The sequence below is a fragment of the Sphingomonas faeni genome, assembly GCF_024273235.1.
In the GTDB taxonomy this organism is placed as follows: Bacteria; Pseudomonadota; Alphaproteobacteria; order Sphingomonadales; family Sphingomonadaceae; genus Sphingomonas; species Sphingomonas faeni_A.
On sequence record NZ_JANBVH010000026.1, the window covers coordinates 29,607 to 53,866 of the forward strand.

Genomic DNA, 24,260 nt, shown 5'->3' on the forward strand with positions numbered 1-24,260 from the left:
TGCGCCCCGTTGCACCAGACGTTCCAACTGGACCCCGACCTTCGCCGGGGGGGCTGTAGACGGGATGACTGGGGCGGAGCGACATCCGGCGCCGGCCCACCTTCGGGAATCTTCTCCCCTCCCTGGAAGGGAGGGGTAGGGGGTGGGTCGGCTTCCGCGTCACGGAACGCCAGTGGCACGAGCGGGCCGACCCACCCCCAGCCCCTCCCTTCCAGGGAGGGGAGAAAGACGGGCCCCGTCTTCCCCCGATCCCGTCTTCCAACCCCCGCGATAGGATAGTAACCAACGACGCCGACGCATCGCTTGGCGCCCCACACCCCCTCCAATCCACCCCACCTGCGACACCTCGCGACACAAAACCGCTGGACTAGCAAACGCCCGTTGGTCATGCCTGCCGCCCATGTCCCGCGTCAGCGCCTTCCTCCTCGCACCCGTCCTATCGGCAGGCGTCCTGCTCGCCGGCTGCACCGTCGGCCCGGACTACCGCCCCAAGGCGGCGGCCGAACTCGGCGTTCCCGACGCCTATTCGGTCACCCCCGAAACCAAGCCCGAAGACCTCACCCGCTGGTGGCAGAAGTTCGACGACCCGGTCCTCGGCCAGCTCGTCGAGCAGGCTGCCGCCTCGAACCTCGACATCGCGCAATCCGTCGCCCGCCTCCGCCAAGCCCGCGAGAGCCTTCTCCAGAACCGTGCGTCGCTGCTCCCCACGCTCAGCGGTTCGGCCGGCTATCAGCGCAACGAGAACGTTCGCGGCGGCGGGCGGTCGTTCACGCTGCCCGACGGCACCGTCGTCGACACCGGCGGCGGTGGCGCCAACAGCTTCACGCTTGGCGCCAGCGCCAGCTACCAGGTCGGCGTGTTCGGCGAGATCCGCCGCACCGTCGAGGCCAGCCGCGCGGATTACGCCGCGTCGGGCTACGACTACGCCACCGTGCTCATTTCCGTCGAAAGCGAGGTCGCCCGCAACTACGTCCTCGCGCGCCTCTACCAGCAGCAGCTCGCCAACGCCCGCGCGTCGCTCGCGATCCAGGACGACAATCTCGAAATCGCCGGCTTCCGCGTCCAGGCCGGGCTCGTCTCCAGCGTCGACGCCGAACAGGCCCGCGCCCAGCGTGCGCAGACCGCCGCGACGATCCCCAGCCTCGACCAGCAATATGCCGCCGCGGTCGCGCGGATCGGCATCCTTACCGGCCAGGCCCCCGGCGCGCTGCGTCCGCTGATGGCGCCGGTCAAGGCGATCCCGACCGGCCCCGCCGCGGTCGGCGTCGGCATCCCCGCCGACACGCTGCGCCAGCGCCCCGACATCCGCTCCGCCGAACGCGCGCTCGCTGCCGCCACCGCGCGGATCGGCGTGGCCAAGGCGCAGCTTTACCCGGCGCTCGCGATCACCGGCAACCTGAACACCAACGCGACCTCGATCGGCAGCATCGGCGACGCGATCACCGGCAGCCTGTTCGCCGGCCTGACGCAGGCGATCTTCAACGGGGGCCGGCTGCGCTCGCAGGTCCGTGCCAGCGAAGCCGCCGCCGACGGTGCGCTGGCCCTCTACAAGTCGACCGTCCTCACATCGCTCGAAGACGTCGAGAACGCCGTCGTCGCGCTCCAGGCCGCGCAGGAACGCGAGCGCCAGTTCGCCATCGCGCTCGACGCGTCGAACAATTCCGCGATCCTCAGCCGGAGCCAGTACCGCACCGGCCTCACCGATTTCACCACGCTCAACCAGCAGGAAACCGCGCTCCTGTCCGCGCGCAACGGGGCGACGCAGGCGCGCGCCGATGCCGCGACCGCGTTGATCGCACTTTATGCCGCGCTCGGCGGCGGCTGGGATTCCACCGTGATCCCGCAAGCGCCCATATCCAATCCAGAGGCACGCTGATGGCCGACGCATCGATCGACGACTTCCTCGGCGTAAAGCCGCAGGCTCCCTGGAAACGCTCCATAAAGTGGGTGGTGATCGCGGTCGGCGTGGTCCTGCTCTGCCTGCTGCTCGCCAAGTGCTTCGGCGCGAAGGAGCAGACGCAATATTCGACGCAGGCCGCCCAGCGCGGCAATCTGACGGTCACGGTTTCGGCTACCGGCAAGCTCGCGCCGACCACGCAGGTCACGGTCGGTTCGCAGCTGTCGGGCCTCGTCACCAAGGTCGTCGTCGACGTCAACGACCGCGTCGTCGCGGGCCAGCCGCTTGCGCTGATCGATCCCGAGCAGCTCGACGACCAGATCCGCCAGACCAGCGCACAGCTCGCCGCCAACCAGGCGCAGGTCGCGCAGGCACAGGCCACCGTCGCCGAGGCGCGCGCGCAGTTGAACCGCCTCGAGGAAGTCTCGCGCCTCTCGGGTGGTCGTGTCCCCTCGAAGACCGAACTCCAGACCGGCCGCGCCGACTACGCGCGCGCCATCGCCGCTCAGAAGGTCGCGGAGGCCAACGTAGCCGCCAGCCGTGCGCTCCTCGCGCAGAACCAGACGCAACGTGCGCGCGCGATCATCCGCTCGCCCGTCACCGGCGTGGTGCTCGCGCGCCAGATCGATCCCGGCCAGACCGTCGCCTCGTCGTTCAACACGCCGACTTTGTTCGTGATCGCCGAAGACCTCACCAAGATGAAGCTCGAGGTCGCGATCGACGAGGCGGACGTGGGCGAGGTCAAGATCGGCCAGAAGGCCAGCTTCACGGTCGACGCGTTCCCCGGCCAGACCTTCCCGGCGACGATCAGTCGCGTCGATCTCGGCTCGAACCTGACGGTCAGTTCGGCGACCTCGTCGAGCACCACAACCACGACGTCGACCACTGGGCAGGTCGTGTCCTACGCGGCCGACCTCACCGTCGCGAACCCGTCGCTGACGCTGCGTCCGGGCATGACCGCGACCGCGGACATCGTCACGTCGGACAAGCGCAACGTGATGCTCGTCCCCAACGCCGCGCTGCGCTTCAAGCCGACCGCGGCGACCGGCGATGCGGGTGGCGGCATCGCCGGCTCGCTGACCTTCCGGCCACGTCGTGGCGGCGGCGGGGCCGAGCGGACCGCGACGCTCGGCCGCGGCGCGCAGCAGACGATCTACGTCAAGGGTGCGGACGGCACGCCGCAAGCCGTGCAGATCACCACCGGCGACACCAACGGCACGATGACAGAAGTCCTGTCGGGCAATCTCCAGCCCGGCGCGCAGGTCATCACCGGACAGCTGGCGAGCGGGTCGGACGACACCAAGCGCAGCGGCGGCGGCGCTCGCCGCTCGGGCGGCGCGAGCAAGGGTGGGGGCGGTGGCCAGTAACGACCCCCTCATCTCCCTGAGGGGAGTCACCAAGACCTACGGGCAGGGCGCGACGATGTTCCAGGCGCTCAAGGGCGTCGACCTCGACATCGCCGCGGGCGATTTCGTCGCGGTGATGGGGCCGTCGGGGTCGGGCAAGTCGACGACGATGAACATCCTCGGCTGCCTCGACGTGCCGACCGACGGCACTTTCCTGTTCCGCGGCTACCATGTCGAGACGCTTGACCGCGACCAGCGCGCGCTGCTCCGGCGGAAATATCTCGGCTTCGTGTTCCAGGGCTTCAACCTCCTTTCGCGCACCTCCGCGCTGGAGAATGTCGAACTCCCCTTGCTCTACCGCGGTGACGAGAAGCGCGCGCGCCGGGATGCGGCGATGGCGAGCCTCGACACCGTAGGCCTCGCCGACTGGTGGGATCACACCCCCGCCGAACTCTCCGGTGGCCAGCAACAGCGCGTCGCGATCGCCCGCGCGCTGGTGACCAGTCCGGACGTGCTGCTGGCCGACGAACCGACCGGCAACCTCGACAGCGAACGTTCCGTCGAGATCATGCAATTGCTCACGCGATTGAATGCGGAGAAGAACATCACGGTCCTGATGGTCACGCACGAACCCGACATGGCCGCATTCGCTAGGACGGTGGTCCACTTCAAGGACGGCCTGGTCGAACGCATCGAAAGCCAGCACCGTCAGGGCGAGAGGGTGGAGTCGTGAGCGCGCTTTCTTCCCCCCTCCCGCAAGCGGGAGGGGCCGGGGGTGGGCTCGCGCTCACGTCAAGCGCAACGCCAGCCGTAGCACGCGCCCGCATCTCGACGACAGCATGGGCCGAACCCGCGAGCCCACCCCCCAACCCCCTCCCGCAAGCGGGCGGGGGGGCAGAAGTCTCGCGCGGGGAACCAGTCTAATGTTCGGCACCACCCTATCCCTCGCGCTCCGCTCGATCCGCCGCCATCTCTTGCGGTCGTTCCTCACCATCCTCGGCATCGTCATCGGCGTCGGCGCGGTCGTGACGATGGTCACGCTCGGCAAGGCAACGACGGCGGCGGTCCAGCAGTCGATCTCCGCGCTGGGCACCAACATCCTCCAGGTCCGCCCCGGCCAGGGCTTCGGCCGCGGCGGCGGCGGGCCGCGTCCGCCCGACTTCAAGCCCGAGGACGTCGAGGCGATCGCCAACCAGATCGCCGGCGTCACCGCGGTCGCACCACAGGCACAGGCCACCGCCACCGCGATCTACGAAGGCGCGAACTGGTCGACCACGATCAACGGCACCACGTCGGCCTATTTCCAGGTCCAGCCCTGGCCGCTCGCCGCGGGCCGCATCTTCTCGCCGGTCGAGGAAGCCGCGGGCAAGGCCGTCTGCATCATCGGCAACACCGTCCGCACCAACCTCTTCCGCGGCGGCGACGCGGTCGGCCTACGGATGCGGATCGGCGCGATCAGCTGCGATGTGGTCGGCGTCCTCTCCGCCCGCGGCCAGGCCGGGTTCGGCGGCGATCAGGACGATGTCGTCATCATGCCGATCAAGGCGGTCCAAAGGCGTTTCACGGGGAGCCGCGATATCCGCCTGATGCTCGTCGGCGTCGACCAGAAATTCTCGACCGCGACCGTCCAGGCCTCGATCACCGACCTGCTCCGCGAACGCCGCACGATCACCGCGGGCAAGGAAGACGACTTCAACATCTTCGATACCAAGCAGATCTCGGATACGCTGACCGGCACCACGACGCGACTGACCGGCATCGTTGCCGCGGTCGCCGGGATCAGCCTGGTGGTCGGCGGGATCGGCATCATGAACATCATGCTGGTGTCGGTGACCGAGCGCACGCGCGAGATCGGCATCCGCCTCGCGATCGGCGCAGTCGCGCGCGAGGTGCTGATGCAGTTTCTGGTCGAGGCGATCGCGCTGTCATGCCTCGGCGGCGTCATCGGCCTCGTCATCGCGCAGTTGGCGATTGCGATCATCGCGCCATTGATCAAGGTTCAGTGGATCTTCGTGCCCGAAATCAACATCTTCGCGTTCGTCATCTCGGCGGTGATCGGCGTGGTGTTCGGCTATTTCCCCGCCCGCCGCGCCGCCGCAATGAACCCTATCGACGCGTTAAGGCACGAGTGATCGCCGCCTTGGGATCGTGGACCAGCGCCTGCAGCCGGTCCAGATCCTCGGGCGTGTCGATATCGATCAGTTCGGCGGGTGCGGTCACGACGTGCCGCCCCGCCTTCACCAGGTCGCGCGCGCCCGCATCGCCGTCCAGCGTCAGCAGGAAATCGAACCGATCGCGTCCGAACAGGGCAGGGGGGCTCGGCTTCTCGCCATCGCTCGACGCGACGACGGCATCGGCACTGTCGGCCGCATCTAGCATCCGGTAGATATGCGCCGCGGTTACGCGCGGCATGTCCGCAAGCGCGATCAGTACCGCCTGCGCCCCCTCGTCCTTCGCGCGCTGCACGCCCAGTTTTACCGACTGCGACATCCCCGACGACGGATCGTCGTTATGCACCACCTCGAAATGATGGCTGAGGAAGTCGAGCTTGCATCCGTCGGTGACCACCAGCCGCCGCTTGAACGGGATGTTCTCGAACGCGGTGACGACGTGCATCCCGAGCGGCTTGTTGAGGAATGGCACCTCGAGCTTGTTCGGAATCCCGAACCGCTCCGAACGGCCCGCGGCGAGCAGGATGAGGAAGACGTCTTCAGCGGCGATCATTGAACGCTCCTATCATCGCCGCCGCGACCGACAGCGCAATCTCCGAGGGTCCGATCGCGCCGATGTCGAGCCCGACCGGCGCATCGATCCGGTCGATGTTCTCAGGCGTAACGCCCTCCGAGGCAAGCCGCTCCCTCCGCGCCGCGTGGCTCTTGCGGCTGCCGAGCGCGCCGACATACGCGGCATCGGACGCGAGCGCCGCGATCAGCGCGGGGTCGTCGATCTTGATGTCGTGGCTCAGCGTCACGACCGCGGTCGACGGACCAGGGCGATAAGCGGCAATCGCCTCGTCCGGCCAGCGATCGTCGAGCGTCACGCCGGGGAAGCGTTCCTCGGTGAGAAAGCGCGCGCGCGGATCGATCACCACCGTCTCGATCCCGAGTTCGCGCGCGAGGCCCGCCAAGGCCTGCGCGATCTGCACCGCGCCGACGATCAGCAACCGGCGCGGCGGATCGTAGCGATTGACGAACACCTCGCCGGTCTCGATCGGCCGCGCGTCGCTGTGCCCGGTCTTGAGGTCGGTCGTCACGGTCAGCGCATCGCCCTGGTCGCGCGCCTCGGCGATCCGGTCGAACAGCTCGGGATCGAACCCCTCGGCCGACACCGGCTGCACCATCACCGCGATCTCGCCGCCGCACGGCAGGCCTACTTCCCAGGCCGCCGCATCCGCCACGCCGTAGTTGCGCAGCTGGAACGGCGCACCAGCGATCACCTCCGCGGCGGTGGCTAGGATGTCGCTCTCGACGCACCCGCCGGAGACGGAGCCTTCGAACCGCCCATCGGCATGGACGAGCATATGGCTCCCCTTTGGGCGCGGCGCGGATCCCCAGGTCGAGACGACCGTGGCGATCGCCATCGGTTCACCCTTCCAGCTCCTGGCGGCGGCAATCACGCTGTCGTTTTCGGCCATGTCTTCGTTTTCTTTCTAATCCTCCCCGCATGCGGGGAGGGGGACCAGCGCAGCTGGTGGAGGGGGCCAGCCGCAAACGTTACGCTTGGGGGGAGCCCCCTCCACCACGCCAAGAGGCGCGGTCCCCCTCCCCGTGCCGGGGAGGATTAGATGGCGGGCAAACCTTCGAGCAGCTTGTCGAGCGTCACCGGAAAGTCCCGAACCCTCACCCCCGTCGCATTATAGATAGCATTCGCCACCGCAGCCCCCGCGCCGGAAATCCCAAGCTCACCAACGCCCTTCGCCCCCACCGGGTTCGCCGACGTGTCGATCTCCTCGATGAAATGCACCTCCAGCTGCGGAATGTCGGCATTCACCGCCACATGATACTCGCCGAAATCGGGGTTCACGAACGCCCCCGTCCGCGTGTCGACGATGCCCTCCTCGCTCAACGCATAGGCGATCCCCCACGCCATCCCGCCGGTGATCTGGCTGGTCGCCGTCTTGCGATTGAGCACGCGGCCAACGTCGAACACCCCGAGCATCCGCCGCACCCGCGTCTCGCCCGTCACCGCGTTCACCGCGACCTCGACGAAGTGCGCACCGTGGCTCGCCTGGCTGGTGCGCTTGCTCTCGGCACCCGGCCCGGTCTTGCCCATCGCGACGATCGCCTCGCCGCGGACCAGATCGGCGAGCCTCACCGATCGCCCACCGGCGCTGACGCACCCGTCGCGCAGGCTCAGATCCTCGGGCGCCGCGTTCATCCTGAGCGCCAGTTCGCCAAGGATATCCTCGCACGCCAGCACCACCGCCGAACACGCGCTGCCAGCCCCGAACGATCCGCCCGACCCCGCACTCGCCGGAAGGTCGCTATCGCCGAGCCGCACGGTCACGTCCGCCACCGGCAGCCCCAACATCTCGCCCGCGGTCTGCGCGAGAATAGTGTACGTCCCCGTACCGATATCCGTCATGTCGCACTCGACCGTCGCGCGGCCGTCCGCCTCCAGCCGCACGCGCGCCTGCGCCTCGACGGTGAAGTTGCCACGCAGGCTCGCCGCCATCCCGATCCCGACCAGCCACTCGCCCTCGCGCACCGAGCCCGGCGTCGGCACCTTCGCAGGCCAGCCGAACCGCTCCGCCCCTTGCGTGTAGCAATCCAGCATCCGCCGCGTGGAGAACGGCTTGCCACTCACCGGATCGGTCTCGGGCTCGTTGCGCCGCCGCAGTTCGATCGGGTCGATCCCCAGTTGCTCGGCCAGTTCGTCCATCGCGCACTCGATCCCGAACGTGCCGACCGCCTCGCCCGGCGCGCGCACCGCGCCCGTCTCGGGCAGGTCGACGCGGACGAGGCCGGTCTTGAACCGCCGCGCATCGCACCGGTACAGCGGCAACGTCCCGAACGGCACCGGCTCGAGAAATTCGCCATCGTCGTTCTGCGCGACGACGCTCTCATGCCCCATGCCGAGGATCACGCCGTGCTCGTCGGCGGCGATGCGGATCCGCTGCGTCGTGTGCGAGCGGTGGTGGACCATGTACGCGGTCTGGCGGCGGGGCAGCGCGATCTTCACCGGCCGCCCGACGACCTCCGCCGCGATCGCCGCGAGCATCGCCTCCGCGCCGACGCCGGTCTTCCCGCCGAACCCGCCGCCGACATACGGAGCGAGCGCGCGCACCTTGTCGGGATCGATCTTGAGCGCCTTGGCGATCGTCTTCCGCGCGCCGCCGATCACCTGGTTGCTGGTGCGGACGGTAAGCCTGTCGCCGTCCCACCACGCGGTGGTCGCGTGCGGCTCCAGCGCGGCGGGGAAATGCACCGGCGTCGTGTAGGTCCGGTCGAGCGTCACCGCCGCATCCGCCATCACTGCGTCGAGATCGCCGTTATCGATCGGTGGCAGGAAGCCGATCTTCGGCGCGGTATCGACCGGCTGCGCGTCGACGTCGAACCGGTCCTCGCCGGCTTCGGTGCGGACCACGACCAGCGCGGCGGCATCGCGCGCGATCGCCTGATCCTCCGCAACGACGATCGCGACCGGCTGGCCGAGGTGGAGGATGATGTCGGTGTTCAACTTTGGCATCGCCCGCGAATTGGACTCGCCGGCGGGTATGCGCGGATCGTCGTGGATGACGGCGATGACGCCGGGCAGAGCCTCGGCCGCGCTGACGTCGATACCGAGGATGCGCCCGCTGCCTACGGGCGTGCCGACGATCGCGGCGTAGGCGATGCCGTCGGGCGTGCCTTCATACGCATAGTCTGCCACGCCGGTGACCTTCGCCGGCCCCTCGATTCGGTCCAGCCCGAGCCCGAGAACGCCCTGTTTCGCGCGATCAAGACCAGCCGGTCGAAACGCCGCATCCATCACGTGTTCGTTCATTCTGCGGTCCTCGGGGTGGAGGGAAGGATATGGGTAGGGCGGGTACGTTTGACGAGGGTTGGAGCTTGACTCACCTCAACCCTAGCCGCCACCCCGGCGAAGGCCGGGGCCCAGTTGGGAAGGTCTTGATAACGAAAGACAATCCTTCGTTATCTTCGTCCCCCGACTGGGCCCCGGCCTTCGCCGGGGAGGTAGCCGATTATGGTATCCTAAGCCCCTCAAACAGCCGGCAACTGATCCAGCAGCTTGTCTAGCGTGATCGGGAACTCGCGCACCCGGATCCCCGTCGCATTATACACCGCGTTCGCCACCGCAGCGCCCGCTCCCGAGATCCCCAGCTCGCCGATCCCCTTGGCGTGGATCGGGTTCGCATGGATATCGCGCTCGTCGACGAAGTGGACGTCCATCTGCGGCACGTCCGCATTGGCCGGCACGTGATATTCGCCGAGATCGTGGTTCACCAGCTTGCCGGTCCGCGTGTCGTGGACGAGGTCCTCGGTCAGCGCGGTGCCGATCCCGAAGGTCATCCCGCCAAGGCACTGCGACCGCGCGGTCTTCGCGTTGAGCACACGCCCCGCCGCGAACGACCCGAGCATCCGCCGCACCCGCGTCTCGCCGGTGACCACGTTGACCGCGACCTCCGCGAAATGCGCGCCGAACCCGGCCTGCGTCGTTTCCTTCTCCTGCTTGCCCGGCTTGACGTGCCCGGTCGCTTCCAGCCCCTGGCCGACCAGCTCGCCGATCGGCGTCGAGCGGTTGTCGCCGATCGCCTTGCCGTCCTTCAGCGTCAGGCTGCCCTCGTCGACGCCCATCGCCTTGGCCAGCTTCCCGCGCAGCATCTCGCACGCCAGATACACGGCCGTCCCCGAAGACGCCGCACCCCAGGACCCGCCCGACCCAGCCGCCGGAGGATCGTTGGTATCCCCCAGCGCCATCGTGATGTTCGCGACCGGGATTCCCAGGATTTCCGACGCGATCTGCGCCAGGATCGTGTAGCTGCCGGTGCCGATATCGGTCATCGCCGACGATACGGTCGCGGAGCCATCCGGGTGGATCTCGACCTTGGCGGACGATTCCATCAGCATGTTGCCGCGCACCGCACCGGCGACGCCCATGCCGATCAGCCACTCGCCCTCGCGCCGCGTCCCGGCCTTCTGCCGCTTGTCCCATCCGAACTTCTTCGCGCCCTCGTCGAGCGCGCGCGTCAGGTTGCGCGACGAATAGGGCACGTCCTTCTCGGGGTCGATCTTCGGATCGTTGCGCTTGCGCAGCTCGATCGGATCCATGTCCAGCTTTTCGGCCAGCTCGTCCATCGCGCCCTCGAGCGCGAGCATCCCGACCGCCTCGCCCGGCGCGCGCATCGAGCCCGACACGACGAAGTTCATATCGACCAGCTCATGCGTGATCAGCCGGTTCTCACCGCCGTACAGCATGTGCGTGCCGATCCCGGCCGGCTCGAAATAATCCTCGGTCGACTGGTTCGACGCCAGCGTCTCGTGACCGATCGCCGACAGCTTGCCGGACGCATCCGCCGCCAGCCGCACGCGCTGCTCGGTATTCGACCGCCGCACGGTCGCCTCGAACACCTGCGGCCGCGACATCACCGCCTTGACCGGCCGGCCAAGCTGCTTCGCCGCGATCGCCGCCGCGACGCTCTCGGGCGCGATGCCGAGCTTCGACCCGAACCCGCCGCCGATATACCGCGCGATGATCCGCACCTTCTTCTCGGACAGCCCCAGCGACTTCGCGAGCTGCTGCGCATCCGACGTCGGCATCTGGTACGCGCCGTAGAGCGACAGCGAGCCGTCCTCTTCCCACACCGCAGTCGAAGCATGCGACTCCATCGCCGCCGAGTTCTGGCTCGGCGTGACATAGGTCGAGTCGATCGTCACCGCCGCCTCGGCCATAGCCTTGTCGACGTCGCCCTGCTTGAAATGCGCGGGCGTAGCGTCGTCCGGCGGCGTCCGCGTCTCGTCGCGGTGCGCGGCGAAGTCGTACTGGCCCTTGGCCTCGTCATACACGATCGGCAGCCGCGCCGCCGCATCGCGCGCGACCTCGAAGCTTTCCGCGAGCACGATCGCGACGATCTGGCCGAAGAACGCGATGTCCTTTACGCCCTGCGTCGGTGCATCGGTCGCGCCACCCTGCGCCGCGACGCGGATGAACCGGTCGAAATCCGTCACGACGTCGATCACGCCGGGGATCGATTTCACCGCGTCGACGTCGATCGAGACGACTTTCCCCGCCGAGATCTTCGTGCCGACCAGTACGCCATACGCCATGTTCGCGAACTGGTATTCCGCGGCGTAAGTCGCCGTACCGGTAACCTTGAGCGGCCCGTCGATCCGGTCGAGCGGCTTGCCGATGACGCCCTGGACGCCCGTATCCAGAAGACTGTCCGGATGCGGCTTGTCCATCGTCAGGCTGTTCGTGGTGCCAAGACCAAACATGCTCACGCTCCCGTAACGTTGCGCAGCGTCGCGATCAGCGTGCGACGGGCGAGGGGGATCTTGAAGTCGTTCGAGCCATAGCCCTTGGCATCGGCCAGCAGCGCGGTCGCCGCAGCTTCGAACACGGCATCGGACGGCGCCTTGCCGACCAGCGCGGCCTCGACCGCGGGGTTCCGCCACGGCATCGGCCCAAGGCCACCGAACGCGAGCGAGGCCGACGCGATCACGCCATTCTGCACGTCGACCACGGCCGCGACGGACACGAGCGCGAACGCATACGACGCACGATCGCGAACCTTGCGGTATTCCTGCTTGCCCTTCGGCGGCGCCGGCAACTCGATGTGCGTGATCAGTTCACCCGCTTCGAGCGCGTTCTCGATCTGCGGCGTATCGCCCGGCAGGCGATAGAAATCGTGGATCGAGATCCGCCGCCGATCGCCGTCCGCCTTGAGGGTCACGATCGTCGCGTCGAGCGCGCGCATCGCCACCGCCATGTCGCTCGGGTGCGTCGCGATGCAATGCTCGCTCGTCCCCAGCACGGCGAGGATGCGGTTGAAGCCGCCGATCGCCGAACAGCCGCTACCCGGCTCGCGCTTGTTGCACGCGGCCGCCGTGTCGTAAAAATAATAGCACCGCGTCCGCTGGAGCAAATTGCCCCCGGTAGTCGCCTTGTTGCGCAACTGCCCCGACGCGCCAGCGAGTAATGCGCGGCTCAGCACCTCGTACTTCGCGACGACACGACGATCGGCGGCGAGGTCGCTGTTCGGCACGAGCGCACCGATCGTCAGCCCGCCATCCTCACGCTCCTCGATCTTGGCCAGATCGAGCCGCGAGATGTCGACCAGCTTGTCCGGCGTCTCGACCTGCAACTTCATCAGGTCGAGCAAATTGGTGCCGCCAGCGATGAACTTGGCGCCGCTCGTATCGATATCCTTGACCGCAGCCTCGGGGGTCGCGGCCTTCTCATAGGTGAAGGTCTTCATGCCACCAGCTCCCCACGCGCATTGGCTTCCATCGCCGCGTCCTTCTCGTCCGCGGTCCGGCCGGCGGGCTCGGCACCACCGACTTCGCGGATCGCATCGACGATGTTCGGATACGCGGCGCAGCGGCACAGATTGCCGCTCATCCGCTCGGAAATCTCGGCATCGTCGAACTTCGGATCGGTCAGGTCGCCCGACGCATGGCTGGCCCAGCCCTTCTTGACCTCGTCGAGCATGCCGACTGCCGAGCAGATCTGCCCCGGCGTGCAGTATCCGCACTGATAGCCGTCATGCCGCACGAATGCTTCCTGCAACGCGTGGAGATTGCCCGGCTGGCCGATCCCCTCGATCGTCGTGATCTCGTCGTCCTGATGCATCACCGCGAGCGTCAGGCAGGAATTGACGCGCCGCCCATTGATCAGCACCGTGCAAGCCCCGCACTGGCCATGATCGCAGCCCTTCTTCGAACCTGTCAGCCCAAGATGTTCGCGACATAGATCAAGTACCGACGTGCGAATATCGGGCTCGACGTCATATGATTGACCATTGATCGTGAAATGCATGGCGGTGCCCCTGGTTGAATGTGCCGGGAATGTACGGATTTCGAGGACTCAACGCCGATGCGACCGATCGTTTCCTATTGCGACAAGCTCTCACACATCGGTGCGCTGGCGCTCGTCGCAGCAAGCGGGCAAGCTGCCGCGATGACCCCAGCTTCGCCCCGATTGTCGCCTCCAATTGTCATTGCGCACCGCGGTGCGAGCGGGCTCCGGCCCGAGCATACGCTGGCGGCCTACTCCCTCGCGATCGACCAGGGCGCGGACTTCATCGAGCCCGATCTGGTGCCGACCAAGGACGACGTCCTCGTCGCGCGCCACGAGAACAACATCGCGGACACGACCAACGTCGCCGACCATCCCGAGTTCGCCAGCCGGAAAACCACCAAGACGATCGACGGCCAGACGATGACCGGCTGGTTCGTCGAGGACTTCACGCTCGCCGAACTGAAGACGCTGCGCGCGAAGGAACGCCTGCCCAAGCTCCGCCCGGCGAACACCGCCTATGACGGCCAGTTCCAGATCCCGACGCTCGCCGAGATCATCGCGCTCGCCAAGCGCCGCACGACCGACACGGGCCGGACGATCGGCATCTATCCCGAGACCAAGCATCCGACCTATTTCGCGAAGATCGGCCATCCGACCGACGCGAAACTGGTCGCCGAACTGCGCGAAGCCGGCTGGGATTCGGCCAAAGCGCCGGTGTTCATCCAGTCGTTCGAGGTGAAGAACCTCCAGCGGCTCCACAAGCTGACGAAGGTCCGCCTGATCCAGCTGATGGCCGGCGAGGGGGCCCCCGCCGATGGTGCGGAGCCGAGCTATGCGGCTATGATCACCCCCGCCGGCCTCAAGGCGGTCGCCGCCTACGCTTACGGAATCGGCCCCGACAAGGCGATGCTCTGGACCGACGCTACCCCAACGACGCTGGTCGCCGACGCGCACGCCGCAGGCCTGCGGGTCCACCCCTGGACCTACCGCGCCGAAAACTATTTCGAACCGACCCGCTTCCGCCACGGCACCGACCCCGCCGCCCACGGCGACATCGCCGCGGAGATCGACGCAGGGCTTGCACAAGGTATCGACGGTTTCTTCACCGATTTTCCGCTATACGGGGCCCAGGCGCGTGATCGGTCGCGCGCAGGAGTGAAGTAAATGCGTAAGGTTCTTCCCGTACTCGCGGTCCTGCCGTTCCTCGTAAGCGGCTGCATCAGCACCGCGGCCTCGATCGTGAAGGCGCCGTTCCAGGTCGCCGGCAAGGCGGTCGACTGGACCACCACCAGCCAGGAAGAATCGGACCGCAATTACGGCAAGAAGATGCGCAAGCAGGAAGCCGAAGAGGGCAAGCAGCGCAAGGAACTGGCGAAGCGCTGCAAGAAGGACCCACAGCGCCCGGAATGCGGGCAGTACCAAGGGTATCGCGCGGGGAACTGAGCGGCTCCTCCGAACCACCAAGCTACCGTCACCCCGAAGGCCGGGGCCCAGTTGGGCGAACGGAAGTAACTGGGCGCTGCCCTCTGTCAGCAACGTCCCCCAACTGGACCCCGGCCTCCGCCGGGGAGGTAGGCTCAGGAATTGGGATACCGAATCCCGCCCCTTCTTGTTCTCCCGCGAAGGCGGGAGCCCAGTCTGGACTCCCGCCTTCGCGGGAGAACAAGGAAGCAGGAGAACAAGCCGTGGGGTTTGCAACAGCCCTCAAAACCACCCCATCACCGTAACCGGAAACGGCGTCCACCACCCAACCCGCACCCCGGCAAACCGCAGCGCATCCCCCGTCCACGCATTACACGTCCGAACCGCGCTATACCGCCCGTTGGCCTCATAAAACGCATCATACCCGGCATACCCCCGATACCGCGCACCCCCGTCGCGAAAGCTCGCCCGGATATACGCCGCCAGCCGCCGATACTGCGCCGGCGTCACGACGATCTCCCGAGCGCCATCCCCCGCCCGCGGCCTCGGCAGATGGTCGACATGCATCAACGTCCGCGTGCTCCCCACCGCCGAAGCAACCACCGTCCGAAGCTTCACGTCCGCCCAGGTCGGCGTCTCCAGATAGAACGCCTTCTCCCCCCATCCGAACGACACATGATCGAACGCGCCATACCGCGGATCACTTAGATCCTCCGCCCGAGCCACCCCGCGCCAATCCACCCCAGCGGCGACCTTCGGCACGATGATCCCGGTATGCACGCCGTTGCTCTCGACGAAGATATGCACGCCCTCGGCAGGCGCCCGCCAGTCGCGATTGCTGGGAATCGACCCGCCGATCAGCCCCGCCACCGCATAGCTCGCGACCACCCCGAACACCGCCGTAACGGCCCCTAAAATCCACCGCACCCAGCGCGTTTCCGTCTTCATGCCGTCATGCTAGACCAGCCGCATGGCCAATGACACGCACGTACTGAGCACCCCGCCCGAAGGCGCCCCCGACTGGACGATCCCGCAGAATTGGGCGGCCTACACCGCGGAGGACCACGCGACCTGGGACACGCTGTTCGCGCGCCAGTCGAAACTGCTCCCCGGCCGCGCCTCCAACGCGTGGCTGCGCGGGCTCGACGTGCTGAAGCTGTCGAAGCCCGGCATCCCCGATTTCGAGGAACTGTCCGAGCGCCTCATGAAGCTGACCGGCTGGTCGGTGGTCGCGGTCCCCGGCCTCGTCCCCGACGACGTGTTCTTCGACCACATGGCCAACCGCCGGTTCGTCGCCGGCAATTTCATCCGCCGGCCCGATCAGCTCGACTACCTGCAAGAGCCGGACGTCTTCCACGACGTGTTCGGTCACGTGCCGATGCTCGCCGACCCGGTGTTCGCGGATTACCTCGCCGCGTACGGTCGCGGCGGCCAGCGCGCGCTGGGGCTCGACGCGCTGAAATATCTCGGCCGGCTCTACTGGTACACGGTCGAGTTCGGCCTGATCGCGGAACCCGAAGGCCTGCGCATCTACGGCTCCGGGATCGTCTCCAGCTTCGCCGAGACCCGCTTCGCGCTCGACGATCCAAGCCCAAACCGCATCGCGCTGGACCTCGCCCGGGTGATGCGGACCGAGTACCGGATCGACGATTTCCAGCAGAACTACTTCGTGATCCCCAGCTTCGACGAATTGCTGCGGCTGACGGTAGAGACGGATTTCGCACCGCTCTACGAGGAACTGAAGGCGCTCCCGGATATCCCGGTGGCGCGGATCGAGCCGGGGGATGTGGTGATCACTGAGGGTACGCAGGACTATGCGACCGCGAAGGTGGCCGCCCAGCCCGCATAAGCCACCCCCGAGAGGCTACCACCCCGGCGAAGGCCGGGGCCCAGTTGGGATAGCGGCGCGGTTCTATCTCAAGGCTTCACCCAACTGGGCCCCGGCCTCCGCCGGGGTGGAGCCGGAAGTGGGTAGAGGGCAACCCCTCCAACCTTGTTCCCCCGCGAAGGCGGGGGCCCAGACTGGACCCCCGCCTTCGCGGGGGAACATACTTCTACACTAGATATCCAGCGCCCACCCATCGCGCCCCTTGGGATCGAACGGCCCCTCCGCCACGAACCTCACCGCCCCAGCCCGCAACTGAAGCACACTCCAATCCCCCCGCCGATCGACCGCCTCCAGCGAACATCCGCAAGCCTCATACGCCGCGACAACCCCAGCCCGCTGAGTCTCCAGCAACCCGGCCAGCACGATCGTCGCCCCCACATCCGAAATCGAAGCGATCTCCGGCGCCATCGACACCAGCGGCCCCGCCAGAATATTCGCGATCACCAGGTCATACGGCGCCCGCGCCACGATCGCATCGTCCAGCGTCCCATCCGCGACCACCAGATCGATCCCCGAGACCCCGTTCAGCGCCGCATTCTCCGCCGTAACATCGATCGAGACCGGATCGATATCCGTCCCCATCACCCTGGCCCCGGGCCAAAGATGCGCCGCCGCAAACGCCAGCAGCCCGGTCCCCGTCCCGATATCGATCACGTTGGCGAAAGTCTCGCCAGCCAACCCGTCGAGCATAGCCAGACACCCGCTGGTCGTCTCGTGATGCCCCGTCCCGAACGCGCGGCTAGCCTCGATCAGGAACGCCCGCTTGTCCGCCGGCACCGCGCCCGCATGCGCCCCCGTATGCACGAAGAACCGCCCGACCGACAAAGGCTCGAGCCCAGCCTGGCTCATCGTCACCCAGTCCGCATCGCCCAACCGCTCGACCGCGATCTCGGCCCCCGCCGCACTCGGCACCAGCGCGCGCACCGCCGCCACGGTGTCCGCCGCCGGCTCATGCTCGAAATACGCGTCGAGCCGCCAGGATTCGACGTCGTCCTCGATCTCCTCGGTCGTCATCAACACTGCGTCGATCGTGAGTTCGCCACTCGCATCGATCGCCTCGGCCTCGGCCCGCGTACAGGGGAGGGTGAGTTTCCAACTATCGGACATAGCTCGCTCCGTTCACGTCGATCACCGACCCCGTCATCGAAGCCGGCGCCTCCAGCGCGCAATAGCGTGCGACCGACGCGACCTCCGCCGGATCGGCAACCTTGCCGAGCGGAATGTCGGCGAGCAGCGCATCGCCGCCCCTGCTCGACAGGTAGTCCTCTGCCATCCCGGTCATCGTGAACCCCGGGCACACCGCAAACGCCAAAATCCCCTCCCGAGCATACCCCCGAGCGATCGTCTTGGTCATCGCCACCATCCCCGCCTTCGACGCGGCATAATGCCAATGCGCCGGCGAATCCCCGCGATACGCCGCCCGGCTCGCGATATTGACGATCCGACCACCAACCCCGCGCGCCTGCCAATGCAGCACCGCCAACCGGCAAAGCTCGGCGGACGCGGTCAGGTTGATCCGCATCGTCCGCTCCCACTGCGCGGTCCAGTCGTCGTCGGCGAGGGGCGATGCCTCGAACACCCCCGCATTATTGATCAGCACATCGATCGCGCCATCAGCCTGCTCCAGCGCCGCGTTCCACAACGCAGTCGGTCCTGCGGGATCGCTGAAGTCGGCCGGGATACCGCTAGCGGTCCCATGCCCGATAACGGAAGCGCCCGCGTCGGTCAGCGCCGCCTGAATAGCCGCGCCGATACCGCGGCTTGAGCCGGTAAGAAGAATGGTCATCCCAATGCTCTAGCGCCGCAGGCCGTATCCGTCACCCAACCCGGTCCGTCACCCCAGCGAAAGCTGGGGTATCCCCGTGGCGGGCACCCGGCTCAAACATGGATACCCCAGCTTTCGCTGGGGCGACGGGCTTGACTGCGGAACCCGTGGCTCCCTCTCCGAGCCCCCAATGCTCTGCGTCCTCTGCGCCTCCGCGCGAAACATTCTCCGCTCGCGTCCCAGATTAAAGGCCCCCCCTCAAGCCACACTAGCCGAGAACCCGTCCGCCGCCCCGCGCAGCACGCCAAGCTGGTCGTCGACGTCGCCGAACGCGTGCCCCAGCTGGTCGATCTCCGCCGCCACCGCCTCGGTATCCGCTCGAATCGTCGCGATCGTCGTCGACATCGAATCCGCCGCCAGCGCCGTCTCGTCGACCGCAGCGGTGATCGCGGTGACGGTGTGCGCCTGCACCTCCATCGCGTGGCGGATCCGGTCGGCGCTGTGCTGCACCTCGGTCACCGTCGCCTTGATCCCCGCATTGGTCGCGACCGTCGCCGCGGTCGCCGACTGGATCGCGGCGATCTTCGCGGCGATGTCGTCGGTCGCCCGCGCGGTCTGGCTGGCAAGCGATTTCACCTCCTGCGCCACCACCGCGAAGCCGCGCCCGGCATCGCCCGCCCGCGCCGCCTCGATCGTCGCGTTCAGCGCCAGCAGGTTGGTCTGCCCGGCGATGCTGCGGATCAGCCCGAGGATCGATTCGATCGACTTGGCATGCTCGCTCAGCGCCTCCGACACCCCGACCGCCTCGCCGGTCTGCGTACAGGCCCGGTCGGCGATGGCCGCCGCCGCCTCGACTTCGGTGCGCGCATCCTCGATCGCGCGGATCAGCCCGGCGGTGGTCTGCGCCGCCTCGCGCATCGCCACCGCGGACTGTTCCGCCGTCTGCGCGACCTCGCTCGCCTTGCAGAGCATGCCGCGGGTCGACGCCGATGCCCCCGCCGCCTGCACCCGGATCCGTGCCCCCAGCGCCGCGGTGTGCTCGATCGACGCCGCGATGCTGCCCCGGAACTCGGTCGCGCGCGTCTGTCGTTCGACCCGCGCCGCCTCGGCATCGCTCGCGCCGAGATGCGACGCCATGATGTCCGCCTCGATCAGCGCCAGCCGCTGCACCACGTCGCTGAGCGTCCGCATCGCCGACATGTCCGCGCCCAATCGGTCGGCGAGCAGGTTCAGCGTCACGCTATGCGCAAACGCCAGCGACGACAGCAGCGCGGGCAGGGGGATGCCGGAGCGATGCGAATCCTCGGCATGGCGGATCGCCATCGCCTTCCACGCATCGTCGTTGGGCGAGATATATTTCAGCCGGACATATTGCGCGCTCGACGCGATCCGCTGTTCGAGCAGCGCGGGCGTGAAATGCTGCTGGATATGCCGCGCCGATTCCAGCGACAGGTAATGCCGCCAGAAGGTCTCGGCGATTTCGCGGCGATCGGCCGGTTCGAGCAATACGCTGATCGTCGCGCAGGCCGGCTCGATCAGTCCGTCCCAGTCATAGTCATGAACGCGTTCGCGCAGCGGCCGCTGGTCGCCGCCCCAGTTCCGGACCGGCGTGCGCGCGCCTTCACGTGTCCCCTCGGAACCGCCAGGCTGCCCCCCGTCTTGGACGGATGGGCTGGAAATCCTCTCCTGATGCTCGATCATCGCCCCCTCCTGAGGGTCCGTTATGCAGCGACCTTCGCGACGAAATCGCCTGCGCTGTTCTTGAGGTTGCCCAGCCGCGTATCCAGTACGTCGAAGCCGCGACCGACGCCGTCGATCTCGGTCGCGACCGTCTCGGTATCCTCGCGGATCGCGGCGATCGTGGTCGACATCGAGTCCGCCGCCAGCGCGGTCTCGTCGACCGCCGCGGTGATCGCGGTCACCGTCTGCGCCTGTGCCTCCATCGCATAGCGGATACGGTCGGCGCTTTCCTGCACCTCCGCCACGGTCGCCTTGATCGAGGCGTTGGTATCGACGGTCGATCGCGTCGCGGACTGGATCGCGGCGATCTTCGCGGCGATGTCGTCGGTCGCCCGCGCGGTCTGGTTGGCGAGGCTCTTCACCTCCTGCGCCACCACCGCGAAGCCGCGGCCGGCGTCGCCCGCCCGCGCGGCCTCGATCGTCGCGTTCAGCGCGAGCAGGTTGGTCTGCCCGGCAATGTCCCGGATCAGCCCCAGGATCGATTCGATCGACTTCGCATGATCGCTGAGCGTCTCGGACATGCCGACCGCCTGGCCCGCCTGTGCCGACGCGCGGTTGGCGATCTCGGCGGCGGCTTCGACTTCGGTGCGCGCATCCTCGATCGCCCGGATCAGCCCGGCGGCGGTCTGTGCCGCCTCGCGCATCGCCACCGCGGATTGCTCGGCGGCGGCGGCGACTTCGCTCGCCTTGCCCAGCACCGCGCGGGTCGATGCCGAACTCCGCATCGCCTGTTCGCGGAGCATGTGGCCCTCGTCGGTCGCGGTCTCGACCATCGCCGCGATCCCGTCGCGAAATTCCGCCGCCAGCGTGTCGCGCGCGACCCGCGCCGAGTGCGTGCTGTACGCATTATAGATCGCGACGGTAATCTCGCCTTCCAGCGCGGACAGCCGCATCAGCGTGTCGATATAGACCGGCAGCTTGGCGTCCGACCGGTCGACCCGCCGCATCAGCACCTCCAGCGCGGCACGGTCACTCGCGCTGATCATCGACAGCAGCGCCATCGGCGACACACCCGCGACATAGGCCGCCGCGACGGAGCGCTCGACCGACTCGACCCAGGCGCGCCCGCTCGTATCGAGGAAGCGATTGCGCAGGAAGGTGCAGCCGACCTCGATCATCTGCTCGGTCTCGTGCGGTGCCCAGATCCGCTCGTCGGAGAAACAGCGCAGCCATTGTTCCCAATACGCCTTCGAGACATGCGTGATCTCGGGAGCCAGCGCCGCCCAGACTTCGCGGCTCGCGCTGCTGAGCGATCCGTCGAAGTCGAAAACCCGCAGCCGTGCAGCGAGGTCGACAGAGGCCGCAATCGCGCCGGGAACCGGCAGGTCGGTGGTGGTCAAGACGATGGACTCCGGATCGGGTATGCGCATCTGGCGCTACAGCGTATGTCTTAAGGCCGGGTTAGGGATCGGTCGCACCGCGGCCTCCGTGCAAAATCATTTCGCATCCGGCCCGTCCGGTAATTCCGTCGGGCATCGTGGCTCCGGCGGCGGCATGGTTCGCGGTGTCATGGGTTATCGGACCGCTCCCAATGGGTTGCATCGCAGCACGCGGTGGCTAATAGGTCGCCCGATCTATATATTGTGAACCAAGATAATTTTGGTTCGTCATCTTCTGGTTCGAGGACTCCGCCCTTGGCATCGCGCAACCCGGCACGCCCGCTTTCTCCCCATCTGCAGGTCTATAAATGGGGCCCGCACATGCTGGTCTCGATCCTGCACCGCGTGACCGGCAGCGGGATGGCGACCGTCGGCAGCCTGCTGCTCGTCTGGTGGCTCGCCGCGATCGCGTCGGGCGATCAGGCCTATGCGACCTTCGTCGACGTGTTCACCACCGACACCGGTGGCCTCAACGTCCTCGGCTACGTCATCGCCGTTGGCCTGACGCTGTCGCTGTTCCAGCACATGATGACCGGCATCCGCCACTTCGTGCTCGATATCGGCGCCGGCTACGAACTGAAGCGCAATCGTGTCGGCGCGATCGCGACGATGGTCGTGTCGGTCGCTCTTACGGTCGTGTTCTGGCTCTACATGGGGATCAAGTAATGGGTTCGGGTACGGCAATCGGTCGCGTCCGCGGCCTCGGCAGCGCGAAACACGGCGCGCATCACTGGTGGCAGCAACGCCTGACGGCGGGCGCGAACCTGTTCCTCATGCTGTGGCTGATGATCTCGGTCGCGCGGATGCCCGGCTATGACTACGCCGCGGTCCATCTGTGGCTGCAATCGGCCTGGGCTGCGGTGCCGATGGCGCTGCTCATCCTGTCGGTCTTCTATCACTTCCGTCTCGGTCTGCAGGTCGCGATCGAGGATTACCTGCACGGCGAAAGCCGCGTCGCGTCGATGATCCTCCTCAACCTGTTCACCTTCACGCTGGGCGGCATCGCCCTGTTCGCGATCCTGAAGGTCGCCTTCTCCGGAGCCCCTGCGTAATGTCAGCTGCCTACAAGATCATCGATCATACCTATGATGCGGTCGTCGTCGGTGCCGGCGGTTCCGGCCTGCGCGCCACGATGGGCATCGCCGAGAGCGGCCTGAAGACCGCGTGCATCACCAAGGTCTTCCCGACCCGCTCGCACACCGTCGCCGCGCAGGGCGGCATCGCCGCGTCGCTTGGCAACAACTCGCCGGATCACTGGACCTGGCACATGTTCGACACCGTCAAGGGCTCGGACTGGCTCGGCGACCAGGACGCGATCGAATATCTGTGCCGCGAGGCCCCGCAGGCGGTCTACGAGCTGGAACACGCCGGCATGCCGTTCAGCCGTAACGAAAACGGCACGATCTATCAGCGTCCGTTCGGTGGCCACATGCAGAACATGGGCGAGGGCCCCCCGGTCCAGCGCACTGCCGCTGCCGCCGACCGCACGGGTCACGCCATGCTCCACGCACTGTATCAGCAGAGCCTGAAGTACAACACGGACTTCTTCGTCGAGTATTTCGCGCTCGACCTGATCATGGAAAACGGCGTTTGCCGCGGTGTCATCGCGCTGTGCATGGAGGACGGCTCGATCCACCGCTTCCGCAGCCACCAGACCGTGCTCGCGACCGGCGGTTACGGCCGCGTCTATTTCTCGGCGACGTCTGCGCACACCTGCACCGGCGACGGCAATGCGATGGTGCTCCGCGCCGGGCTTCCGTTGCAGGACATGGAGTTCGTCCAGTTCCACCCGACCGGCATCTACGGCGCGGGCGTGCTCATCACCGAGGGCGCGCGCGGTGAGGGCGGTTACCTGACCAACTCCGAGGGCGAGCGCTTCATGGAGCGCTATGCCCCGTCGGCGAAGGACCTCGCCTCGCGCGACGTCGTCAGCCGCTCGATGGCGCTCGAAATGCGCGAAGGCCGCGGCGTCGGCAAGAACGGCGACCACATCTTCCTGCACCTCGATCACATCGATCCCAAGGTGCTCGCCGAGCGCCTGCCGGGCATCACCGAGACCGGGAAAGTCTTCGCCGGCGTCGATCTCACGCGCCAGCCGCTGCCGGTCACGCCGACGGTGCATTACAACATGGGCGGCATCCCGACCAACTTCCACGGCGAGGTCGTCAACCTCGTCGACGGCAACCCCGACGCGGTCGTCCCCGGCCTGTTCGCGGTCGGCGAGGCGGCCTGCGTGTCGGTCCACGGTGCCAACCGCCTCGGCTCGAACAGCCTGATCGATCTCGTGGTGTTCGGCCGCGCGACCGGCCTGCGCATCCGCGACACGCTGAAGCCCGGCACGGCCCACGCGCCGCTGCCCAAGGGTTCCGAGGAACTGGCGCTCACGCGTCTCGACACGTTCCGCAATGCGTCCGGCGGCTCGCCCACCGCGCAGATCCGTCTCGACATGCAGCAGACCATGCAGAAGCATTGCGCCGTGTTCCGCGACACCGAGTTGCTGAACCAGGGCGTCGAGAAAATGGCCGGGATCTACAACCGGATGACCGACGTCGGCGTGAAGGATCGCAGCATGATCTGGAACACCGATCTGGTCGAGACGATGGAGCTCGACAATCTGATCGGCCAGGCGGTCGTCACGATGAACTCGGCGGCCAACCGCACCGAGTCGCGCGGCGCGCACATGCACGAGGACTTCCCCGAGCGCGACGACGCGAACTGGATGAAGCACACCATCACCACCTTCGACGGCTGGGGCGGCAAGGGCGGCGAGACCAAGATCGATTACCGCCCGGTCCACGACTACACGCTCACCGACGACGTCGACTACATCAAGCCCAAGAAGCGGGTATATTGATGAAGCGGC

The 24,260-nt window shown here is 67.3% G+C and carries 21 protein-coding genes; 10 read left to right on the top strand and 11 right to left on the bottom strand.

Annotated elements, in window-relative coordinates:
- The first annotated feature begins 400 nt into the window (after nucleotides 1-400).
- From NLI89_RS14445 to NLI89_RS14460, 4 genes are all read left to right on the top strand, one after another.
- Nucleotides 401-1,876, top strand: a complete 1,476-nt coding sequence (locus NLI89_RS14445; RefSeq protein ID WP_254687658.1) for an efflux transporter outer membrane subunit — start codon at nucleotides 401-403, stop codon at nucleotides 1,874-1,876.
- Nucleotides 1,876-3,264 carry an efflux RND transporter periplasmic adaptor subunit gene (locus NLI89_RS14450; RefSeq protein ID WP_254687659.1) on the top strand — a complete coding sequence of 463 codons (1,389 nt, stop codon included), beginning with the start codon at nucleotides 1,876-1,878 and terminating at the stop codon, nucleotides 3,262-3,264. The genes NLI89_RS14445 and NLI89_RS14450 overlap by 1 nt, the downstream gene beginning before the upstream one ends.
- 55 nt (nucleotides 3,265-3,319) lie before the next feature.
- Entirely contained in the window at nucleotides 3,320-3,976 is a 657-nt protein-coding gene (locus tag NLI89_RS14455; RefSeq protein WP_254687686.1) for an ABC transporter ATP-binding protein, read from the top strand.
- A gap of 190 nt (nucleotides 3,977-4,166) precedes the next feature.
- On the top strand, nucleotides 4,167-5,375 hold the full coding sequence (locus tag NLI89_RS14460; RefSeq protein ID WP_254687660.1) for an ABC transporter permease: 1,209 nt from the start codon (nucleotides 4,167-4,169) through the stop codon (nucleotides 5,373-5,375).
- Here the strand turns inward: NLI89_RS14460 and NLI89_RS14465 are convergent.
- From NLI89_RS14465 to NLI89_RS14490, 6 genes are all read right to left on the bottom strand, one after another.
- Nucleotides 5,350-5,967: a nucleotidyltransferase family protein gene (locus tag NLI89_RS14465; protein WP_254687661.1), complete on the bottom strand. Its 618-nt coding sequence runs from the start codon at nucleotides 5,965-5,967 to the stop codon at nucleotides 5,350-5,352. The genes NLI89_RS14460 and NLI89_RS14465 overlap by 26 nt on opposite strands.
- A complete protein-coding gene (locus NLI89_RS14470; protein WP_254687662.1) occupies nucleotides 5,954-6,877 on the bottom strand; it encodes an XdhC family protein in 924 nt (307 codons plus the stop codon). Before NLI89_RS14470 ends, NLI89_RS14465 begins: the two co-directional genes overlap by 14 nt.
- 146 nt (nucleotides 6,878-7,023) lie before the next feature.
- Nucleotides 7,024-9,228 (bottom strand): xanthine dehydrogenase family protein molybdopterin-binding subunit, encoded by a 2,205-nt coding sequence (locus NLI89_RS14475; protein ID WP_254687663.1) that lies wholly within the window; start codon nucleotides 9,226-9,228, stop codon nucleotides 7,024-7,026.
- Between the two features lie 218 nt (nucleotides 9,229-9,446).
- On the bottom strand, nucleotides 9,447-11,678 hold the full coding sequence (locus tag NLI89_RS14480; protein WP_254687664.1) for a xanthine dehydrogenase family protein molybdopterin-binding subunit: 2,232 nt from the start codon (nucleotides 11,676-11,678) through the stop codon (nucleotides 9,447-9,449).
- A gap of 2 nt (nucleotides 11,679-11,680) precedes the next feature.
- Nucleotides 11,681-12,661 carry an FAD binding domain-containing protein gene (locus NLI89_RS14485; protein ID WP_254687665.1) on the bottom strand — a complete coding sequence of 327 codons (981 nt, stop codon included), beginning with the start codon at nucleotides 12,659-12,661 and terminating at the stop codon, nucleotides 11,681-11,683.
- The gene (locus NLI89_RS14490) at nucleotides 12,658-13,221 is read right to left on the bottom strand and encodes a 2Fe-2S iron-sulfur cluster-binding protein (RefSeq protein WP_254687666.1); all 564 of its coding nucleotides are present in this window, start codon (nucleotides 13,219-13,221) and stop codon (nucleotides 12,658-12,660) included. Before NLI89_RS14490 ends, NLI89_RS14485 begins: the two co-directional genes overlap by 4 nt.
- A 141-nt stretch (nucleotides 13,222-13,362) precedes the next feature.
- On the opposite strand from NLI89_RS14490, the gene NLI89_RS14495 reads away from it, so the two are divergent.
- Together NLI89_RS14495 and NLI89_RS14500 are read left to right on the top strand one after the other, a co-directional pair.
- Nucleotides 13,363-14,367 carry a glycerophosphodiester phosphodiesterase gene (locus NLI89_RS14495; protein ID WP_254687687.1) on the top strand — a complete coding sequence of 335 codons (1,005 nt, stop codon included), beginning with the start codon at nucleotides 13,363-13,365 and terminating at the stop codon, nucleotides 14,365-14,367.
- On the top strand, nucleotides 14,368-14,646 hold the full coding sequence (locus NLI89_RS14500) for a hypothetical protein (RefSeq protein WP_254687667.1): 279 nt from the start codon (nucleotides 14,368-14,370) through the stop codon (nucleotides 14,644-14,646).
- Nucleotides 14,647-14,907: 261 nt separating this feature from the next.
- Here NLI89_RS14500 and NLI89_RS14505 read toward each other — a convergent pair whose 3' ends face one another.
- Nucleotides 14,908-15,573, bottom strand: a complete 666-nt coding sequence (locus tag NLI89_RS14505) for a TIGR02117 family protein (protein WP_254687668.1) — start codon at nucleotides 15,571-15,573, stop codon at nucleotides 14,908-14,910.
- Nucleotides 15,574-15,595: 22 nt separating this feature from the next.
- On the opposite strand from NLI89_RS14505, the gene phhA reads away from it, so the two are divergent.
- Nucleotides 15,596-16,474: a phenylalanine 4-monooxygenase gene (phhA, locus tag NLI89_RS14510; protein WP_254687669.1), complete on the top strand. Its 879-nt coding sequence runs from the start codon at nucleotides 15,596-15,598 to the stop codon at nucleotides 16,472-16,474.
- Nucleotides 16,475-16,684: 210 nt separating this feature from the next.
- Here phhA and NLI89_RS14515 read toward each other — a convergent pair whose 3' ends face one another.
- The 4 genes from NLI89_RS14515 to NLI89_RS14530 all read right to left on the bottom strand — a co-directional run bounded on the left by NLI89_RS14515 (nucleotide 16,685) and on the right by NLI89_RS14530 (nucleotide 21,343).
- Nucleotides 16,685-17,620, bottom strand: a complete 936-nt coding sequence (locus NLI89_RS14515) for a 50S ribosomal protein L11 methyltransferase (protein ID WP_254687670.1) — start codon at nucleotides 17,618-17,620, stop codon at nucleotides 16,685-16,687.
- Nucleotides 17,610-18,299, bottom strand: a complete 690-nt coding sequence (locus NLI89_RS14520) for an SDR family NAD(P)-dependent oxidoreductase (RefSeq protein WP_254687671.1) — start codon at nucleotides 18,297-18,299, stop codon at nucleotides 17,610-17,612. Before NLI89_RS14520 ends, NLI89_RS14515 begins: the two co-directional genes overlap by 11 nt.
- A gap of 237 nt (nucleotides 18,300-18,536) precedes the next feature.
- Nucleotides 18,537-19,979, bottom strand: coding sequence for a methyl-accepting chemotaxis protein (locus NLI89_RS14525; protein WP_254687672.1), 1,443 nt, complete (start codon nucleotides 19,977-19,979; stop codon nucleotides 18,537-18,539).
- A gap of 20 nt (nucleotides 19,980-19,999) precedes the next feature.
- A complete protein-coding gene (locus NLI89_RS14530) occupies nucleotides 20,000-21,343 on the bottom strand; it encodes a methyl-accepting chemotaxis protein (protein WP_254687688.1) in 1,344 nt (447 codons plus the stop codon).
- 375 nt (nucleotides 21,344-21,718) lie between these two features.
- Here NLI89_RS14530 and sdhC point away from each other — a divergent pair, with 375 nt between their 5' ends.
- The 3 genes from sdhC to sdhA are packed head-to-tail and all read left to right on the top strand — an operon-like array spanning nucleotide 21,719 to nucleotide 24,251.
- The gene (sdhC, locus tag NLI89_RS14535) at nucleotides 21,719-22,063 is read left to right on the top strand and encodes a succinate dehydrogenase, cytochrome b556 subunit (RefSeq protein WP_439144521.1); all 345 of its coding nucleotides are present in this window, start codon (nucleotides 21,719-21,721) and stop codon (nucleotides 22,061-22,063) included.
- Nucleotides 22,063-22,449, top strand: a complete 387-nt coding sequence (sdhD, locus tag NLI89_RS14540) for a succinate dehydrogenase, hydrophobic membrane anchor protein (RefSeq protein WP_254687674.1) — start codon at nucleotides 22,063-22,065, stop codon at nucleotides 22,447-22,449. The genes sdhC and sdhD overlap by 1 nt, the downstream gene beginning before the upstream one ends.
- The gene (gene sdhA, locus NLI89_RS14545) at nucleotides 22,449-24,251 is read left to right on the top strand and encodes a succinate dehydrogenase flavoprotein subunit (protein WP_254687675.1); all 1,803 of its coding nucleotides are present in this window, start codon (nucleotides 22,449-22,451) and stop codon (nucleotides 24,249-24,251) included. The genes sdhD and sdhA overlap by 1 nt, the downstream gene beginning before the upstream one ends.
- Nucleotides 24,252-24,260 lie beyond the last annotated feature (9 nt).

What these genes read in the sequence shown, in the direction of transcription:
- NLI89_RS14445 (WP_254687658.1), top strand. Translation starts at nt 401, where the DNA reads ATGTCCCGCGTCAGCGCCTTCCTCCTCGCACCCGTCCTATCGGCAGGC.
- NLI89_RS14450 (WP_254687659.1), top strand. Translation starts at nt 1,876, where the DNA reads ATGGCCGACGCATCGATCGACGACTTCCTCGGCGTAAAGCCGCAGGCT.
- NLI89_RS14455 (WP_254687686.1), top strand. Translation starts at nt 3,320, where the DNA reads ATGTTCCAGGCGCTCAAGGGCGTCGACCTCGACATCGCCGCGGGCGAT.
- NLI89_RS14460 (WP_254687660.1), top strand. Translation starts at nt 4,167, where the DNA reads ATGTTCGGCACCACCCTATCCCTCGCGCTCCGCTCGATCCGCCGCCAT.
- NLI89_RS14465 (WP_254687661.1), bottom strand. Translation starts at nt 5,967, where the DNA reads ATGATCGCCGCTGAAGACGTCTTCCTCATCCTGCTCGCCGCGGGCCGT.
- NLI89_RS14470 (WP_254687662.1), bottom strand. Translation starts at nt 6,877, where the DNA reads ATGGCCGAAAACGACAGCGTGATTGCCGCCGCCAGGAGCTGGAAGGGT.
- NLI89_RS14475 (WP_254687663.1), bottom strand. Translation starts at nt 9,228, where the DNA reads ATGAACGAACACGTGATGGATGCGGCGTTTCGACCGGCTGGTCTTGAT.
- NLI89_RS14480 (WP_254687664.1), bottom strand. Translation starts at nt 11,678, where the DNA reads ATGTTTGGTCTTGGCACCACGAACAGCCTGACGATGGACAAGCCGCAT.
- NLI89_RS14485 (WP_254687665.1), bottom strand. Translation starts at nt 12,661, where the DNA reads ATGAAGACCTTCACCTATGAGAAGGCCGCGACCCCCGAGGCTGCGGTC.
- NLI89_RS14490 (WP_254687666.1), bottom strand. Translation starts at nt 13,221, where the DNA reads ATGCATTTCACGATCAATGGTCAATCATATGACGTCGAGCCCGATATT.
- NLI89_RS14495 (WP_254687687.1), top strand. Translation starts at nt 13,363, where the DNA reads ATGACCCCAGCTTCGCCCCGATTGTCGCCTCCAATTGTCATTGCGCAC.
- NLI89_RS14500 (WP_254687667.1), top strand. Translation starts at nt 14,368, where the DNA reads ATGCGTAAGGTTCTTCCCGTACTCGCGGTCCTGCCGTTCCTCGTAAGC.
- NLI89_RS14505 (WP_254687668.1), bottom strand. Translation starts at nt 15,573, where the DNA reads ATGAAGACGGAAACGCGCTGGGTGCGGTGGATTTTAGGGGCCGTTACG.
- phhA (WP_254687669.1), top strand. Translation starts at nt 15,596, where the DNA reads ATGGCCAATGACACGCACGTACTGAGCACCCCGCCCGAAGGCGCCCCC.
- NLI89_RS14515 (WP_254687670.1), bottom strand. Translation starts at nt 17,620, where the DNA reads ATGTCCGATAGTTGGAAACTCACCCTCCCCTGTACGCGGGCCGAGGCC.
- NLI89_RS14520 (WP_254687671.1), bottom strand. Translation starts at nt 18,299, where the DNA reads ATGACCATTCTTCTTACCGGCTCAAGCCGCGGTATCGGCGCGGCTATT.
- NLI89_RS14525 (WP_254687672.1), bottom strand. Translation starts at nt 19,979, where the DNA reads ATGATCGAGCATCAGGAGAGGATTTCCAGCCCATCCGTCCAAGACGGG.
- sdhC (WP_439144521.1), top strand. Translation starts at nt 21,719, where the DNA reads ATGCTGGTCTCGATCCTGCACCGCGTGACCGGCAGCGGGATGGCGACC.
- sdhD (WP_254687674.1), top strand. Translation starts at nt 22,063, where the DNA reads ATGGGTTCGGGTACGGCAATCGGTCGCGTCCGCGGCCTCGGCAGCGCG.
- sdhA (WP_254687675.1), top strand. Translation starts at nt 22,449, where the DNA reads ATGTCAGCTGCCTACAAGATCATCGATCATACCTATGATGCGGTCGTC.